The 15262-nt window shown below is 65.0% G+C and carries 10 protein-coding genes; 7 read left to right on the forward strand and 3 right to left on the reverse strand.

Annotated features, from left to right (window positions below; translation table 11 throughout):
- The first annotated feature begins 45 nt into the window (after positions 1 to 45).
- The 7 genes from NKI19_RS15090 (at position 46) to NKI19_RS15120 (ending at position 12381) form a co-directional block, all read left to right on the forward strand.
- Positions 46 to 2607, forward strand: coding sequence for a sensor histidine kinase (locus NKI19_RS15090; RefSeq protein WP_352490456.1), 2562 nt, complete (start codon positions 46 to 48; stop codon positions 2605 to 2607).
- 8 nt (positions 2608 to 2615) lie between these two features.
- Complete coding sequence (gene tsaE, locus NKI19_RS15095) at positions 2616 to 4127, forward strand: tRNA (adenosine(37)-N6)-threonylcarbamoyltransferase complex ATPase subunit type 1 TsaE (protein ID WP_352490455.1); 1512 nt, start codon at positions 2616 to 2618, stop codon at positions 4125 to 4127.
- Between the two features lie 41 nt (positions 4128 to 4168).
- Positions 4169 to 4927 (forward strand): nucleotidyltransferase family protein, encoded by a 759-nt coding sequence (locus NKI19_RS15100; protein ID WP_352490454.1) that lies wholly within the window; start codon positions 4169 to 4171, stop codon positions 4925 to 4927.
- Positions 4924 to 8061: a double-strand break repair protein AddB gene (gene addB, locus NKI19_RS15105; protein WP_352565667.1), complete on the forward strand. Its 3138-nt coding sequence runs from the start codon at positions 4924 to 4926 to the stop codon at positions 8059 to 8061. Before NKI19_RS15100 ends, addB begins: the two co-directional genes overlap by 4 nt.
- Entirely contained in the window at positions 8058 to 11570 is a 3513-nt protein-coding gene (addA, locus tag NKI19_RS15110; protein WP_352565669.1) for a double-strand break repair helicase AddA, read from the forward strand. Before addB ends, addA begins: the two co-directional genes overlap by 4 nt.
- A gap of 73 nt (positions 11571 to 11643) precedes the next feature.
- Positions 11644 to 11967: a thioredoxin gene (gene trxA, locus NKI19_RS15115; protein ID WP_023677558.1), complete on the forward strand. Its 324-nt coding sequence runs from the start codon at positions 11644 to 11646 to the stop codon at positions 11965 to 11967.
- A gap of 132 nt (positions 11968 to 12099) precedes the next feature.
- Positions 12100 to 12381 carry a cupin domain-containing protein gene (locus NKI19_RS15120; RefSeq protein WP_352490451.1) on the forward strand — a complete coding sequence of 94 codons (282 nt, stop codon included), beginning with the start codon at positions 12100 to 12102 and terminating at the stop codon, positions 12379 to 12381.
- A gap of 47 nt (positions 12382 to 12428) precedes the next feature.
- Here the strand turns inward: NKI19_RS15120 and NKI19_RS15125 are convergent, their stop codons facing one another.
- Genes NKI19_RS15125 through accD form a run of 3 tightly spaced genes read right to left on the reverse strand, consistent with a single transcriptional unit; the run spans position 12429 to position 15202 of the window.
- The gene (locus tag NKI19_RS15125) at positions 12429 to 12848 is read right to left on the reverse strand and encodes a VOC family protein (RefSeq protein ID WP_352565670.1); all 420 of its coding nucleotides are present in this window, start codon (positions 12846 to 12848) and stop codon (positions 12429 to 12431) included.
- A gap of 49 nt (positions 12849 to 12897) precedes the next feature.
- Positions 12898 to 14223 (reverse strand): bifunctional folylpolyglutamate synthase/dihydrofolate synthase, encoded by a 1326-nt coding sequence (locus NKI19_RS15130; protein ID WP_352490450.1) that lies wholly within the window; start codon positions 14221 to 14223, stop codon positions 12898 to 12900.
- A gap of 55 nt (positions 14224 to 14278) precedes the next feature.
- Positions 14279 to 15202: an acetyl-CoA carboxylase, carboxyltransferase subunit beta gene (gene accD / locus NKI19_RS15135; RefSeq protein ID WP_352565672.1), complete on the reverse strand. Its 924-nt coding sequence runs from the start codon at positions 15200 to 15202 to the stop codon at positions 14279 to 14281.
- Positions 15203 to 15262 lie beyond the last annotated feature (60 nt).

A 15262-nucleotide genomic window follows, 5' to 3' on the forward strand; every position in this document is an offset into this window, starting at 1 on the left:
CGCATCAGGGCGGTCTTGCATTCAGGCGGCGAAGAGGACCAAGACATGCCGGGGGATAACCCGCCTTGCGCGGGACAGGCCGTTTCCGGCGGCTATAGCGATTCGAACACGGGCTCCGCTGCCAGAGGCGGCAGCCTTTTATGGCGTGCCGGCAGCCGTGTCGGGGTGCTGCTTGCTTCTTCCGCGCTGGTTGGTCCGCTGCTTGGCTTTGCTGCACATGCCCAAACCCGCGTGGCGCAAAAGGCCGGGCTGTCGGTCAGCACGGTCGAGGTCATGCAACTCGCCATGTTCGTCGGCGTCATGGGGGCGGCATTGCTGTCGGCCATCTTTCTGATCCGCGAAAGGGCGCGCACCTCGGCGGAAAATGCCGAGCTCAGGACCCGCATCGCCGACGTTAATGCAGCGCTGCAGCGCTCGGAGGCGCTGCTCCATTCCCGCGATCAGCGCGTGGTGGTATGGGCGGCCGAGAACAAGAAACCTGAGCTTGTCGGGACATTGCCGATCGAAAGCGGCGCGCCGGAGGACCGGGCCGCCTTCCTGGCTTTCGGCCGCTGGCTGATGCCGCGTTCGGCGGCCGCACTCGAACATGCCGTCGCGGCGCTGCGCGACAAGGCAAAGCCGTTCGATCTGGTCATCGAATCGCAGGCCGGCCAGCCGCTCGAGGTTCACGGCCGCAAGAGTGCGGCGCATGTGCTGGTTCGCTTCGTCTCGCTTTCGGAGACACAGCGAAGCCAGGCCAGGCTGAAGATCGAGAACCAGCGCTTAGCCGCCGACCATGAGACGCTGATCGGCCTTCTGGATGCGCTCAAGATGCCATCATGGCTGCGCACCGTCGACGGGCGGCTGAAATGGGTCAACCGGGCCTATGCCGAAGCGGTCGAGGTCGAGAATGCCGAAGCGGCGGTCCGTGACGGCAAGGAATTCCTCGGCGGCCAGGCGCGCGACACGATCGCTGCGCAACACAAGTCGCACCCCGTCTTCGAACAGACACTCTCCACGGTCATCGAAGGCGACCGCCGTGTGTTTGCCGTGACCGATTTTGCCGGGGCGGATGGTTCGGCTGGTCTTGCCTGCGACATCAGCGCTATCGAGGCCATTCGCGCCGAATATGAGCGGACCGTGCAGAGCCACGCCGATACGCTCGATCAGCTCAACACCGCCGTGGCGATCTTCGATACCGACGAGAAATTGCGGTTTTTCAATCAGGCGTTCCAGAAACTATGGGGCCTCGACAGTGGCTTCCTGCACAGTGCGCCGGATAACGCCTTGCTGCTCGATCGCCTGCGCAGCGAAGGCAAGATCGCCGAGCAGCCCGAATGGCGGCGCTGGAAAGAGGGTTTGCTCGGCGCTTACCGCGCGGTTGAATCGCAGGAGCATTGGTGGCATCTGCCGGACGGCAAGACCATTCGCGTCGTCGCCAATCCGCAGCCCAAGGGCGGCGTCACCTGGGTGTTCGAGAATCTGACCGAGAAGATGGACCTTGAAAGCCGCTACCAGACCGCCGTGCGGGTCCAGGGCGAGACGCTCGACAACCTCGCCGAAGGCGTCGCTGTCTTCGGCCCCGACGGCAGGCTGAGATTGTCGAACCCGGCCTTTGCGGCATTGTGGGGGCTGGATGCCGATGCCTCAAAACCCAACGTTCATGTCTCGACGATCCGCGACCTGTGCGACCGCCGTGCCGTCGACAGTCCGTGGGGTGGGTTCGTTGCCGCCATCACCGGCTTCGACGACGAGCGCCGCGACCGCCACGGCCAGACCGAATTGAACAACGGCACCGTTTTGCGCTACGCCGTCATCCCTTTGCCCAACGGCCAGGTGATGATGACCTTCGTCGACGTTACCGACAGCGTCAATGTCGAGCGGGCGCTGAAGGACAAGAATGAGGCGCTGCAAAAGTCCGACCAGATCAAGAACGAATTCGTGCAGCACGTCTCCTATGAGCTGCGCTCGCCGCTCACCAACATCATCGGCTTTACCGAGCTTCTTTCACTGCCGTCGACTGGTCCGCTGAACCAGAAGCAACGCGAATATATCGGGCATGTCGGCTCGTCCTCCTCGGTCCTGCTCACCATCGTCAACGACATCCTCGATCTGGCGACGGTGGATGCCGGCATCATGGAACTCGACATTTCCGAAGTTCACATCGATCGAACCATTACGGCCGCCGCCGAACTGGTCGCCGACCGGCTGGAGGAACATGCGATCAAGCTTAGGGTCGACGCGGCGGCCGCACCGAAAACCTTCCACGGCGACGAAATCCGGGTCCGCCAGATCCTCTACAATCTGCTCAGCAATGCCGCCAACTACGCGCCGGAGGCGAGCACCATAACGCTCGCCTGCCGCCAACTTGCCGACGGCGTGGAATTTTCCGTTCACGATGACGGTCCCGGCATGCCGCCGGACCTGCTTGACTCAGTGTTCCGGCGCTTTGAACCGCGCACCAATGGCGGCCGCCGCCGTGGCGCCGGGCTCGGACTGTCGATCGTCAAGAGCTTTGTCGAACTCCACGGCGGCAGCGTCCGCATCGAGACCGGCAGGGATAAGGGCACCACGGTTGTTTGCGCCTTTCCCGACACGCCGTCCGGCATCCGCGCGGCGGCCGAGTAGCGCGTTCGATGGCGGTATTGGTGCTGGAGCGTTTTCTCGCCGACGAGGCTGCGACAGCAAGGCTTGGTGAGGACCTCGCCATGTCGCTGCGCATTGGCGACGTGCTCGCTCTCAGGGGCGATCTCGGCGCCGGCAAATCGAGCTTGGCACGGGCGCTGCTCAGGGCACTGGCCGACGATGCCGGCCTCGACGTGCCGAGCCCGACCTTCACGCTGGTCCAGAGCTACGACACGCGCGTGCCGGTCCATCATTTCGATCTCTACCGCTTGGGCACGGCATCCGAGCTGGACGAACTGGGCTTCGACGAGGCGCTGACGCAAGGCGCTGCGCTGGTCGAATGGCCGGAGCGGGCAGAGGCATATTTGCCGAAAACCTCGGTGCTGGTCGAACTTCTCCAGCAGGGCGACGGCCGACTGGCGAGACTGTCGGGAGAGGGCGCCGCCTTCGAACGCGCGGCGCGATCGCTGGCGATGCGCGATTTTCTCGGCCAGGCCGGTTGGGGCGAAGCGCAGCGGCGATATTTCATCGGCGATGCCTCGGCTCGCTCCTACGAGATCGTCACGCTCGCCGGATTTCCGCCGCGCGTGCTGATGAACTCGCCAAGGCTGGTGCTCGGACCGCCGGTCCGCGACGGCAAACCCTATGCCGAGATCGCCCACACCGCGCAATCCGTTTCGGCGTTCGTCGCCATCGACCGGGCCTTGCGGGCCGGCGGCGTCAGCGTCCCCGAAATCCATGCCCAGGACCTCGACCAGGGTTTTCTCCTGCTGGAGCATCTCGGTTCCCAAGGATTTCTCGACAAGCGCGGCCAGCCGGTGGTCGCGCGTTATGCGGCGGCGGCCGAACTGCTTGCCATGATGCACGGCAAAACATGGCCGGCCCGCATGCAGGCCGGCCCCGGCGTCTTCCACGAGGTGCCGCCTTTCGACCGCGACGCCATGATGATCGAGGCCGAATTGCTGGTCGACTGGTATGTCCCAGTGATATCAGGCGATCCGCCAAGCGAGGTGCTGCGCGCCGGTTATCGCAGCGAATGGAATGCGGTGCTCGATCGGCTTGAGGGGCGCGAATACACGCTGATGCTGCGCGACTTCCATTCGCCCAACCTGATCTGGCGCGCTGACCGTTCCGGTCACGACCGCCTCGGAGTCGTCGATGTCCAGGACGCGCTGATCGGGCCGTCAGCCTACGACGTCGCCTCGCTCGCCATGGACGCGCGCGTCACCATCTCACCCGAAATCGAAAGGCACACGCTCGCCGCCTACATCGCCGCGCGCCGCGCCGCCGGTGCTTTCGACGAGAACGAATTCCGCGAAACCTATGCAATCATGGCCGCACAGCGCAATTCCAAGATCCTCGGCATTTTCGTGCGGCTCGAAAAACGCGACGGCAAGCCTTATTATGTGAAGCATCTGCCGCGTATCCGCGACTATCTTCGCCGGGCGCTGGCGCATCCGGCGCTGGCCGGGCTGCAGGATTTCTACATCGCTCACGGCCTGCTGGAGGAACGCTCGATTTGACGGCTAAGGATTTGGGCCTGGAGGTGTCGGACGAGGGACCGATGCCAACGACCGCCATGGTGCTCGCCGCCGGGCTCGGCAAGCGCATGCGCCCGATCACCGACACCATGCCGAAGCCGCTGGTCAAGATCGCCGGCAAGACATTGCTCGACTGGGGGCTGGACAGCCTGGCCGAAGCCGGTGTCGCCAAGGCCGTCGTCAACGTCCATTACCTGCCACAACAGATCGTGGACCATGTAGCCCGCCGCAATGCGCCGACAATCGTCATCTCGGATGAGAGTTGGGGCTTGCTCGACTCAGCCGGCGGTATCGTCAAGGCACTGCCCAGCTTAGGGGCGCCCTTCTATGTGCTCAACGCCGACACCTTCTGGATCGACAGCGGGGTTTCCAATCTCAGGCGACTTGCCCTTGCATGGGAGGGCGCGACAATGGACATTCTGCTGATGCTTGCAGATCTCCAGTCAGCCACCGGACATAGCGGCGGCACCGATTTCCTGATGGCGCCGGACGGCGCCTTGCGGCGGGCGAACAACGATCCGGGCGGCTTGATCTATGCCGGCGCCGCAATCGTTCATCCGCGCATCTTTAAGGATGCGCCGGCCGGCCCGCTGTCGCTCAACACCTATTTCGATGCGGCAATCGCCGCCGGCCGCCTGTTCGGCATGGCGATGCAGGGTCACTGGATCACTGTCGGTACACCCGACGCGATCCCGCGGGCGGAAGCAGCGGTCGCCGCTGCGCTTGCCGGCACGCCCGATGCTCTTGCTGAGGCACCCGGCGCGCTTACCGAGTCGAAATGAGCGGCTCCCGCCGCGTTTTCTCGATCCCGCCCGGAGCGCCGTTCCTGCCGACGCTGGCCGAGGCGCTGCTTGCAGGGCACCTGGTTCCCGGCTTTGCTTATGACGGCGACCCGCTGGTGCTGGCCGATCTCACCATCTATGTGCCGACGCGCCGTGCGGCGCGGGCGCTTCGCGGCGTCTTCGTCGATGCTCTCTCGCGCTCCGGAAGCCGCTCGGCGATCCTGCCGGTCATCCGCCCGCTTGGCGAGTTCGACGAAGATGAAGCCGCCTTCGAGGCGGGAGCTTCGGCCGCCATCGACCTTGCGCCGCCGATCGCCGCGATAGAGCGTCTTCTGCTGCTTGCGCCGCTGGTGCGGGCGTGGAAACGCCGCCTGCCGGCACATGTCGCGGCATTGTTCGACGAGGAGATCGTCATCCCGGCCTCCGCCGCCGACGCCATCTGGCTGGCGCGCGACCTTGCGCGGCTGATGGACGAGATCGAGACCGAGGGCACGGATTGGGCAAGGCTCGCCGACCTTGTGACCGGCAACCTGGCGGGCTGGTGGCAGGTGACGCTCGATTTCCTGACCATCGTCACCGAGAACTGGCCGAAGCTGCTCGAGGAACGCCATCGCTCCAATCCGGCCGCGCATCGCAATGCCCTGATAACGCTGGAGGCGGCGCGGCTGAAGCGTAATCCGCCGGCCGGACCGGTGATCGCCGCCGGCTCCACCGGCTCCATCCCCGCCACGGCCGAGCTGCTTGCCGTGATCGCCGGCCTGCCCAATGGCGCCGTTGTGCTGCCCGGCCTCGACCGGGCGCTGGACGAGCCGTCCTTTGCCGCGATCACCACACCGGGCGCACGCCCGGCCCTGCTTGGCCACCCGCAATACGGCCTGGCAAAGTTGATCGGCAAGATCGGCGTGCCGCGCGCCGAGGTCGAAGAGCTTGCTGCTGCGCCGCGGCCGCTTGCACTGCGCGCCGCACTCGTCGGCGAAGCGCTGCGCCCGGCGGAGACCACCGAGCTGTGGGCGCAGACGCGCGCCCGCTTTACGGCCGGCGATATTGCCGAGGCCTTCGCCGATGTGACGCTTCTCGAAGCCGCCAGCGAACGCGACGAAGCCGTGGCGATCGCCGTCGCGCTCAAACAGGCCGTCGAACAGCCCGGCCAGCGCGCCGCGCTCGTCACCGGCGACCGCGCACTGGCGCGGCGCGTCTCGGTCGAGCTGTTGCGCTTCGGCGTTGCCGCCGACGATTCCGGCGGCACGCCGCTCATCAACGCGCCAGCCGCCAGCCTGCTCAGGCTGGCGCTTCAGGCAGCCTTCCGCCCGGGCGACCCCGTCGCCCTGCTGTCGCTGCTCAAGCATCCCCTGCTTGGCCTCGGCCTGGAGCGGGCAAGCGTGCGCCATGCGGCCGAGATCGTCGAACTCGTGGCGCTCCGCGCCGGCACCGGTCGCCCGGACGTGGCGTCGCTGCCGCAGCTCTTCGACACCCGGCTCCTCGAATTCGACGGCGGCGGCAATCGCCGCCCACCCTTCTGGCGATCGCGGCTCTCGGTCAGGCGCATCGAACAGGCGCGCGATCTGCTGATCCGGCTAACGGCTGCGCTGGCGCCGCTGGTTGCCTTTCGCGGCGAGGAGAATGCCGATCTTGCAACGCTTGTGCGTGCCGGCGTCGTTGCGCTCGAAAGTCTCGGCCGCGCTGCTGACGGAGGCCTGAGCGAACTCTATGCCGGCGATGCCGGCGAAAAGCTCGCCGAGCTCTTGCGCGGGCTGGTCGCGGCCTCGGTGTCGTTCTCCTTCGCGGCTGACGAATGGCCTGACGTGATGGAGGCGCTGATCGCGCCCGAGACGGTCAAGCCAGCGCAGGGCACCGACAGGAACATCGCCATCTGGGGTGTGCTGGAAGCGCGGCTTCAGGACGTCGATACGCTGGTCGTCGGCGGGCTCAACGAAGGCGTGTGGCCGCGCAAGCCGGAGAGTGACCGCTTCATGTCGCGGCTGATGAAGACCGGCATCGATCTCGAGCCGCCGGAACGGCGCATCGGCCTTGCCGCACATGATTTCCAGATGGCCATGGGCGCCAAAAAAGTGGTGCTGGCCCGCTCCGCCCGTTCCGGCGACGCACCCTCGGTGCCCTCGCGCTGGCTGCAGCGTATCCTTACCTTCGTCGGCGAGGATCATGCCGCGGCACTTCGCCGGCGCGGCGATGAACTGCTTGCCTGGACGCGTGCGCTCGATGCCGGCGAAAAGCAGGACTTTGCGCCGCGGCCGCAGCCGAAACCGCCGCTCACTGCCAGGCCGCACCACTTCTCGGTCACCGAGATCGAAACGCTACGTCGCGATCCCTATGCGGTCTATGCCAGAAGGATACTCGGTCTGATGCCGCTCGATCCGGTCATTCGCGATCCGGGCGCTGCCGAGCGCGGCACGCTGTTCCACGCCATTCTGCACTTGTTCTCGCGGACGGTGGCCGACCCGCGCGCGCCGGAGGCGCTGGACGGGCTCATCGCCGCAGGCCGCTCCTGCTTTGCCGAGGCTGCCCTGCCCGCCGATGTCGAGGCGGTATGGTGGCCGCGCTTCGAAAAGCTTGCCGCCGGCATCATCGAATGGGAGCGCGGCCGGGCCGCAGCCGTGGCACGGCGGCACGCCGAGGAACGCGCCGAAAAGACCGGTGTCGGCCTATCCGGCGTGACCCTGTCCGGCTATGCCGATCGCATCGATCTGCTGGCCGGCGGCATGGCCGACATCCTTGACTATAAGACCGGCTCGTCGCCATCCAAGGCGCAGGCGCACACGCTGCTCGCGCCGCAACTGGCGCTGGAGGGCGCGCTGCTGCGTCGCGGCGCCTTCAATGAGGTTGGCGCATGCGAGCCGTCGCAACTGGCCTTCGTGCGGCTGAAGCCGAACGGCGAGGTGTTCGAGGAATCCATCCTCGAATACAACCGCAAGCCGCGAACCGCCGCCGATCTTGCCGAAGAAGCTTGGGCGCGGCTGGAAAAACTGCTGATCCACTACGCCGACCCGGCGACCGGCTATCTATCGCGGGCGCTGCCGTTCCGTGAGGGCGAGACCGACGGCGACTACGACCATCTCGCCCGCGTGCTCGAATGGTCGGCCGGCGGCGATGCCGACGACGAGGGAGGGGAGGCATGAAAAAGGCCTACCCCATTCCAAGCGACACTGCCGCCAGTCAGGCAAGCGCCTCCGACCCACGCAATTCCGCCTGGGTGTCGGCCAATGCCGGATCGGGCAAGACCCATGTACTCGCCCAGCGCGTCATCCGACTTTTGCTGCGCGGCACCGATCCGTCCAAGATCCTGTGCCTGACCTATACGCGTGCCGCCGCCGCCAACATGTCGAACCGGGTGTTTTCGACCCTGTCGCAATGGACGGCCTTGGGCGATGCCGAGCTCTCGACACGGATAGAGGCGCTGGACGGCCGCCAGCCCGACCGCGAAACCATGCGCCGGGCGCGGCGGTTGTTTGCGGAGGCGCTGGAAACACCGGGCGGGCTGAAGATCCAGACCATCCACGCCTTCTGCGAATCGGTGCTGCATCAGTTCCCGCTGGAAGCCAATATCCCGGCGCATTTCGAAATGCTCGATCCACAGATGGAGGCTTCGCTGTTCGCCGCCGCCCGTCGCGATATGATTTCGGGCGGCGTTGCAGGCGATACGGCGCTGGCCGAGGCTTTCGCCACCGTGCTGGAGCGCGGCGGCGAACATGGGCTCGACGCACTGCTGGCCGAGATCGTGCGCAAGCGAGACGGTTTGCGCGCCTTCATCGCCGCAGCCGGCGGCGATGGTTTTCAGGCGCTGTTCGACGAGTTTCAGTTCCGCGCCGGCCAGAGCGCCGAAGGCATAGCCGCCGCCGTCTGGCCGCTGCCCGGCTTCCTGCCGGATTATCTCGTCACCTTTTCACGGGCGGCCGAGGCCGCCGATGCGCGCATCGTGCTGAACAATCTGCTGCCATACGCCCGCCTTGCCTTCGCCGAGGAGGATCCGGTCCGTCGCCTGAATTTGCTCTCCAAGGCCTTCCTGAGGGCCGACGGCGCGCCTTATGATCCGGCCAAGACGTTCAAGAAGGCATTGCTTGGCCGGCTGCCCGATCTTGCCGAACGTTATCTGGCGGCGGTCGACGCCATTCTCGAAATCTCCGACCGGCTGGCCTTGTTCAGGATGCTGGAAGGCACGCGTGCGGCGCTGACCATCGCCGACTGGCTGATCGCCCGCTACGAACAATTGAAGCGCGCCCGCGGCTTCCTCGACTTCAACGACCTGATCACCCGCACGGTCAATCTACTGGCGCGGCCCGACGCCGGCCCATGGGTGCAGTACAAGCTCGACCAGGGCATCGACCACATCCTCCTCGACGAGGCGCAGGACACCAGTCCCGACCAGTGGGAGGTGGTCAAGCGGCTGGCGGAGGAGTTCTTTGCCGGGCTCGGCGCACGCGACGCCGTCCACCGCACTATCTTTGCGGTCGGCGACGAAAAGCAGTCGATCTATTCCTTCCAGGGAGCCGCCCCGGATTCCTTTGCCGACAGTCGGCTTTTGTTTGCCGGCAGAGTCAGATCCGCCGACGCCGCCTTCGCCGATCTCAAGCTGACCTGGTCGTTCCGGTCGACCGAAGATGTTCTTGCCGCGGTGGATCGTGTCTTTGCCGACCCGAACGTGCGGCGCGGCATCAGTCACGATCCCGATCCGCTCGACCACAAGGCGATCCGCAACGATGCGCCGGGTTATGTCGAGGTCTGGCCGTCGATCGGCGCCGACGTCGTCGACGAACCGGACGATTGGACGCAAGCGGTCGACCATGCTCACGCGCCGGCAGTCCGCGTCGCTGAAAACGTCGCAGCGACCATTGCCCGCTGGATCGGCGGCGGCGAGGTGATCGAAGGGCGTGGCAAGAAAATCCAGCCCGGCGACGTGCTGGTGCTGGTGCGCAAGCGCGACCGCTTCGTCCATGCGCTGACGCGGGCGCTGAAGCGCCGCGACATTCCGGTGGCCGGCGCCGACCGGCTCAGCCTGCCCGGCCACATCGCGGTGAAGGACCTGATCGCACTCGGCCATTTTCTCATCCAGCCCGAGGACGATCTGTCGCTGGCCGCCGTGCTGCGCAGCCCGATCTTCGATGTCTCGGAAGAGCAGCTTTTCGCGCTTGCTGCCGAGAGGCCGTCGGGCGTCTCGCTGATCGCCTCGCTGCGCCGGCATGCCGGCGAAAGCGAGGCGTTGGACGCCGTCGTCAGCCGGCTCGACACATGGTCGAACGAGGCCGCATTCAAGCCGGTATTCGAATTCTATGCCGCGGCCCTCGCCCGCGACGGTCTGCGCAAGAAGATGATCGCGCGGCTCGGGCCGGAGGCCGGCGACATTCTCGACGAACTCCTGAATTTCTGCCTGGCCGAGGAACGGACCGGCCTGCCGGGACTGGAATCCTTCCTGTCGACGTTGGAAAACGCCGGCCCCGAGATCAAGCGCGAGATGGACCAGACCCGCGACGAGGTTCGCGTCATGACCGTGCATGCCGCCAAAGGCCTCGAAGCGCCGGTGGTATTCCTTGTCGATGGCGGCTCGGCGCCGTTCAGCGACCAGCACCTGCCAAGATTGATGCCGTTCGAAGGCTCGGGCGACTGCTGGCAGGGCAAGGGCTATCTCTGGCGCTCGGCCAGCGATGTCGCCAATGGATTTTCACGCGCCGCATCGGCCCGCGCTCGCGAACTCGCTGACGATGAATATCGCCGGCTGCTCTATGTCGGCATGACCCGCGCCGAGGATCGGCTGATCATCTGCGGCTACCATGGCAAACGGGCGCCGAATACCGGCACCTGGCATTCGATCGTCAGCCGAGCACTGGTCGGTGCCGCGGAGAGCGAAGAACGCCGGCATCCCGCCACTGGCGAGACCGTGCATCGTTTTCAGGTGACGAAGCTGCCGCCGATGCCGCAGGCGTCAGTGGATGAGGCACGACAGGCGGAACGCTTTGCGCCATTGCCGGAGACCCTGTTCCAGCCTCTGCCGCCCTTCAAGGAATTGCCGCGGCCGCTGTCGCCGTCCGGCGCCTCGGTGCTGATCGACGAGGCGCGGCAAGCGGTGGCCGACACGCGTTCGCCGGTGCTGGATGCCGACGCCGAGCCCGGCTTTGCCGTCATACGCGGGCTGGCGCTGCACAAATTGTTGCAGATGCTGCCCGGCATCGCCGAGGGCGAACGCCGGGATGCCGCCGAACGCTATCTGGCAAGAGCCGGCGCGGCATGGCCCGACGACGAGCGCGACAAGGCCTTGGCTGGCGTTTTCAGAATTCTTGCCGACAGCCGCTTTGCGCCGCTGTTTGCGCCAAATTCGCGCGCCGAAGTTGCCATCATGGGCAGCCTGGAGGTGAGGGGCAAACTGCGCTCGATTTCCGGCAAGATCGACCGGCTGGCAGTAACGCCGGACAAGGTTTCGATCGTCGACTACAAGACCAATCGGCCAGCGCCGGCTACGCTCGCCGAAGTGCCACAAGCCTATGTTCTGCAGCTCGGACTCTATCGCGCGCTGCTTCAGCCGCTCTATCAGGGACGCGAGGTCTCGGCGGCGCTGCTGTTTACCGAGGCGCCGCGGCTGATCGAGCTGCCGGCAGGGGCCATGGACGACGCGCTTGCTAGACTCACGGGAGCGTGACACAACACTTGCTTGAACACGGATGCGATCACCACCACATTTGGTGCGACGAACAAATCGAAAGGATCTCAGCATGGCCACCGTCAAGGTCGACAAGAGCAATTTCCAGGCCGACGTGCTCAACGCCAAGGAGCCGGTAGTGGTCGATTTCTGGGCGGAATGGTGCGGCCCGTGCAAGATGATCGCCCCGGCGCTCGAGGACATCGCCATCGAACTCGGCAGCAAGATAAAGATCGCCAAGCTCAACATCGACGAAAATCCTGAGCTGGCCGCGCAGTTCGGCGTGCGCTCGATCCCGACGCTGATGATCTTCAAGGGCGGCGAAGTCGCCGACATGAAGGTCGGTGCCGCGCCGAAAACGGCATTGTCGCACTGGATTAACGGCAGCCTCGCCTGATCCGATCAAATTTTTTGCAGAAAGCCCGATCTTGCGCCGGGCTTTCTTTTGCTGGCGTCATTGGTGGGCCGCTCTGGCACTCGCGGCTTGCTGCCCAGTATTCTTCTCTTCTGAATACAAAGGAGAAGCGATATGACCGGATCCGCCAAGGCCACCGTCTTCATCGACAATGAGCGCGTCATCGTCACCGAATACCGCTTCGCCCCGGGAGACAACACCGGCTGGCACCGCCATGGCCACGACTATGTGATCGTGCCGCTGACCGACGGCAAGGTGAAGCTCCTGACCAAGGATGGGGAATCCTTCGCCGACATGAAGAAGGGCGCGCCGTATTTCCGCAATGAGGGCGTCGAACATGACGTCATCAGCGCAAACGATGGCGAATTCGCCTTCATCGAGGTCGAGCTGAAATAGTCCACCAACCATCGGCTGCGCCGCTACAATTGTCCGGCGCCGTGCGATTACCAATCCGCGATACGATCACCGCCGACGAATTGTGCGCTTTTCTCAGTGTATTCGAACAGTTCTATCTTCACGCCGTTGGGGTCGCGGATCCAAGCCTGGTAGGTGTCATCGCACGCGCGTTTCTTTGAGGTGACATCAACCCCCTTTGACCTCAGATGGGCGATCGCGGCGTCGATGTTTTCCACTTCGAGGCAGAAGTGGTTGATCTGGTTCAAGTCGCTATAGCTGGCGCCGTCTTTCTGGAACACCTCGACATGGCTACGGCTGCCACAATTGAGGTAGAAGCCGAAAATCTTCCCCTCGCGCAGGAAATTGAACTGGGTGTCCATGCCGAGGACGTCCCGATAGAAGCTTCGCGTGGTCTCCAGGTCATTCGCGAAAATGCAAACGTGAGCGAGCTGCTTTACCTTGATCATGATTGGCTCCTCGCGGTGGTCCGGTAAGCTTGTCCGGGTGAAGCACGCCTCAAACCGGCGGCGTGCCGTTTTCGGCCAATACCGCACCGGCCAGGTAAAGCGATCCGCCAATCAGGATGCGTGGCGGCGGTCCGTCCCATGTGTCGCGCAGCAGCATCAGCGCATTGGCGACGGAACTGACCGGTTCGGCCGACAGACCGGCCTCGATACAGCGCGTCGCCAGCTCGTCGTTCGGCACGCCCGCGTCGCTCAGGCTCACCGGCACGGTGTAGACATGCCGCACCAGCCCTTTGAAGGCGCGGAAATAGCCGCTCTGGTCCTTGGTGTTGATCATGCCCGAGATCAGGAACAGGGGCCGCGGGTTCTTTTCCTCCTGCTCGGCCAGCGCCTCGGCGACGACCACGCCGGCGCCGGGATTGTGGCCGCCGTCGAGCCAGATGTCGGCGCCCTTCGGCGCCAGTTCGCTCAGCCGGCCTTGCGGCAGCTTCTGCATGCGGCCCGGCCAGGCGACATTCGTCATCGCCTTCTCGGCGGCTCGGTGGCTGATCTCGAAGCCCGCCGCCTTGACCGCCGCGATCGCCGCCGCCGCATTGGCGAATTGATGGCGCCCCGGCAGGCGCGGCGGCGGCAGGTCCATCAACCCATCTTCGTCCTGATAGACCATGCGGCCGTTTTCCTCATAGGCAAGGAAATCCTGGCCATAGACGAAGGCGGGGCAGTCGAGCCGCTCGGCAGTTTCGATGAGCACCTGCTGCGCCGTCTCGCTTTCCTGCGCGCCGATGACGACCGGGCATCCGCGCTTGATGATGCCGGCCTTTTCGGCGGCAATCAGCTCGACGCGGTCGCCGAGATAGGCTTCATGGTCGAGCGACACCGGCATGATCACCGACACGGCCGGCTCGGCGATGACATTGGTGGCGTCGAAGCGGCCGCCAAGGCCGACCTCGAGGATGACGACATCGGCCGGATGTTCGGAAAACAGCAGGAAAGTGACGGCGGTGAGGATTTCGAAGACGGTGATCTTCTGGCCTTGATTGGCTTTGGCGACGCGGGCGATGGCTTCGGCGAAGACCTTGTCGTCCACCAGCCTGCCGCCGCCATCATCGGCCAGCCGGTAGCGCTCGTGCCAGTTCACCAGATGTGGCGAGGTGTGGACGTGGACGCGGTAGCCGGCGGCTTCGAGCAGCGCCCGTGAAAAGGCGGCACAGGAGCCCTTGCCGTTGGTGCCGGCGATGTGGATGACCGGCGGCAGCTGGTCCTGCGGATTGCCGAGGCGTTCGAGCAGCCGCGAAATGCGGTCGAGCGAAAGGTCGAAGCCCTTCGGGTGAAGCGCCATCAGGCTTTCGATTTCGCGGTCGGCGGCAAGCGTGGTCATGGCGAATCCTAGGCGCGCCACGGACGGCGCGCAATCGCAGTTCGTGGCGAATGCGTCAGGCGTGCGGCCGGGCTTCGGCCGGAATCACCGACGGTGGCAGGATCTCCGGCTGCGGTTTTTGCTCTTCCGGCAGCTTGAGCAGCATTCTCAGCAGCCGCGCAATCGTCTGGCGCATTTCCAGCCGTGACACCACCATGTCGACCATGCCGTGTTCCATCAGATATTCGGCGCGCTGGAAGCCGTCGGGCAGCTTCTCGCGGATGGTCTGCTCGATGACGCGCGGGCCGGCAAAGCCGATCAGGGCGCCGGGCTCAGCAATATGCACGTCACCCAGCATGGCGTAGGAGGCGGTGACGCCGCCGGTCGTCGGGTTGGTCAGGACGACGATGTAGGGCAGGCCGGCTTCCTTCAGCCTGTCGACGCCGACCGTGGTCCGCGGCAACTGCATCAGCGACAGGATGCCTTCCTGCATACGGGCACCGCCGGAGGCTGCAAACAGGATCAGCGGCCGCTTGCGCTGCAAGGCGACCTCGAAACCATGCACGATGGCGTCACCGGCCGCCATGCCGAGCGAGCCGCCCATGAAGGCAAAATCCTGCACCGTCACCACCACCGGCAGTCCTTCGACCGTGCCCAGCGCATTGATGATGGCGTCTTCCATGCCGGTCTTGGCCTTGGCATCCTTCAGCCGGTCGACGTAGCGCTTCTCGTCGCGGAACTTGAGCGGATCCTGCACGACCTTGGGGTTTTCCAACGTCTCGTATTTGCCGTCGTCGAGGAAGAATTTCAGCCGTTCCTTGGCCGATATCTTCATGTGGTGGCCGGAGGACGGGATGACGAACTGGTTCTGCTCCAGATCCTTGTGGAACACCATTTCGCCGGTCTCGGGATCCTTGATCCACAGGTTTTCCGGCATGTCGGTGCGGCGGCCGAGCATCGAATTGATCTTCGGGCGGACGTAATTGGTGATCCAGTTCATCGCTTCGGCTCCTGTCCTTACGAAGAGTTAGACCATGATCCCGAAAAGTGGAAACCGGTT

This window comes from Mesorhizobium sp. M0751, assembly GCF_040320265.1.
GTDB lineage: Bacteria > Pseudomonadota > Alphaproteobacteria > Rhizobiales > Rhizobiaceae > Mesorhizobium.

Excerpts from the sequence above, each read along its gene's own strand:
- NKI19_RS15090 (WP_352490456.1), top strand. The coding sequence starts at position 46 with ATGCCGGGGGATAACCCGCCTTGCGCGGGACAGGCCGTTTCCGGCGGC.
- tsaE (WP_352490455.1), top strand. The coding sequence starts at position 2,616 with ATGGCGGTATTGGTGCTGGAGCGTTTTCTCGCCGACGAGGCTGCGACA.
- NKI19_RS15100 (WP_352490454.1), top strand. The coding sequence starts at position 4,169 with ATGCCAACGACCGCCATGGTGCTCGCCGCCGGGCTCGGCAAGCGCATG.
- addB (WP_352565667.1), top strand. The coding sequence starts at position 4,924 with ATGAGCGGCTCCCGCCGCGTTTTCTCGATCCCGCCCGGAGCGCCGTTC.
- addA (WP_352565669.1), top strand. The coding sequence starts at position 8,058 with ATGAAAAAGGCCTACCCCATTCCAAGCGACACTGCCGCCAGTCAGGCA.
- trxA (WP_023677558.1), top strand. The coding sequence starts at position 11,644 with ATGGCCACCGTCAAGGTCGACAAGAGCAATTTCCAGGCCGACGTGCTC.
- NKI19_RS15120 (WP_352490451.1), top strand. The coding sequence starts at position 12,100 with ATGACCGGATCCGCCAAGGCCACCGTCTTCATCGACAATGAGCGCGTC.
- NKI19_RS15125 (WP_352565670.1), bottom strand. The coding sequence starts at position 12,848 with ATGATCAAGGTAAAGCAGCTCGCTCACGTTTGCATTTTCGCGAATGAC.
- NKI19_RS15130 (WP_352490450.1), bottom strand. The coding sequence starts at position 14,223 with ATGACCACGCTTGCCGCCGACCGCGAAATCGAAAGCCTGATGGCGCTT.
- accD (WP_352565672.1), bottom strand. The coding sequence starts at position 15,202 with ATGAACTGGATCACCAATTACGTCCGCCCGAAGATCAATTCGATGCTC.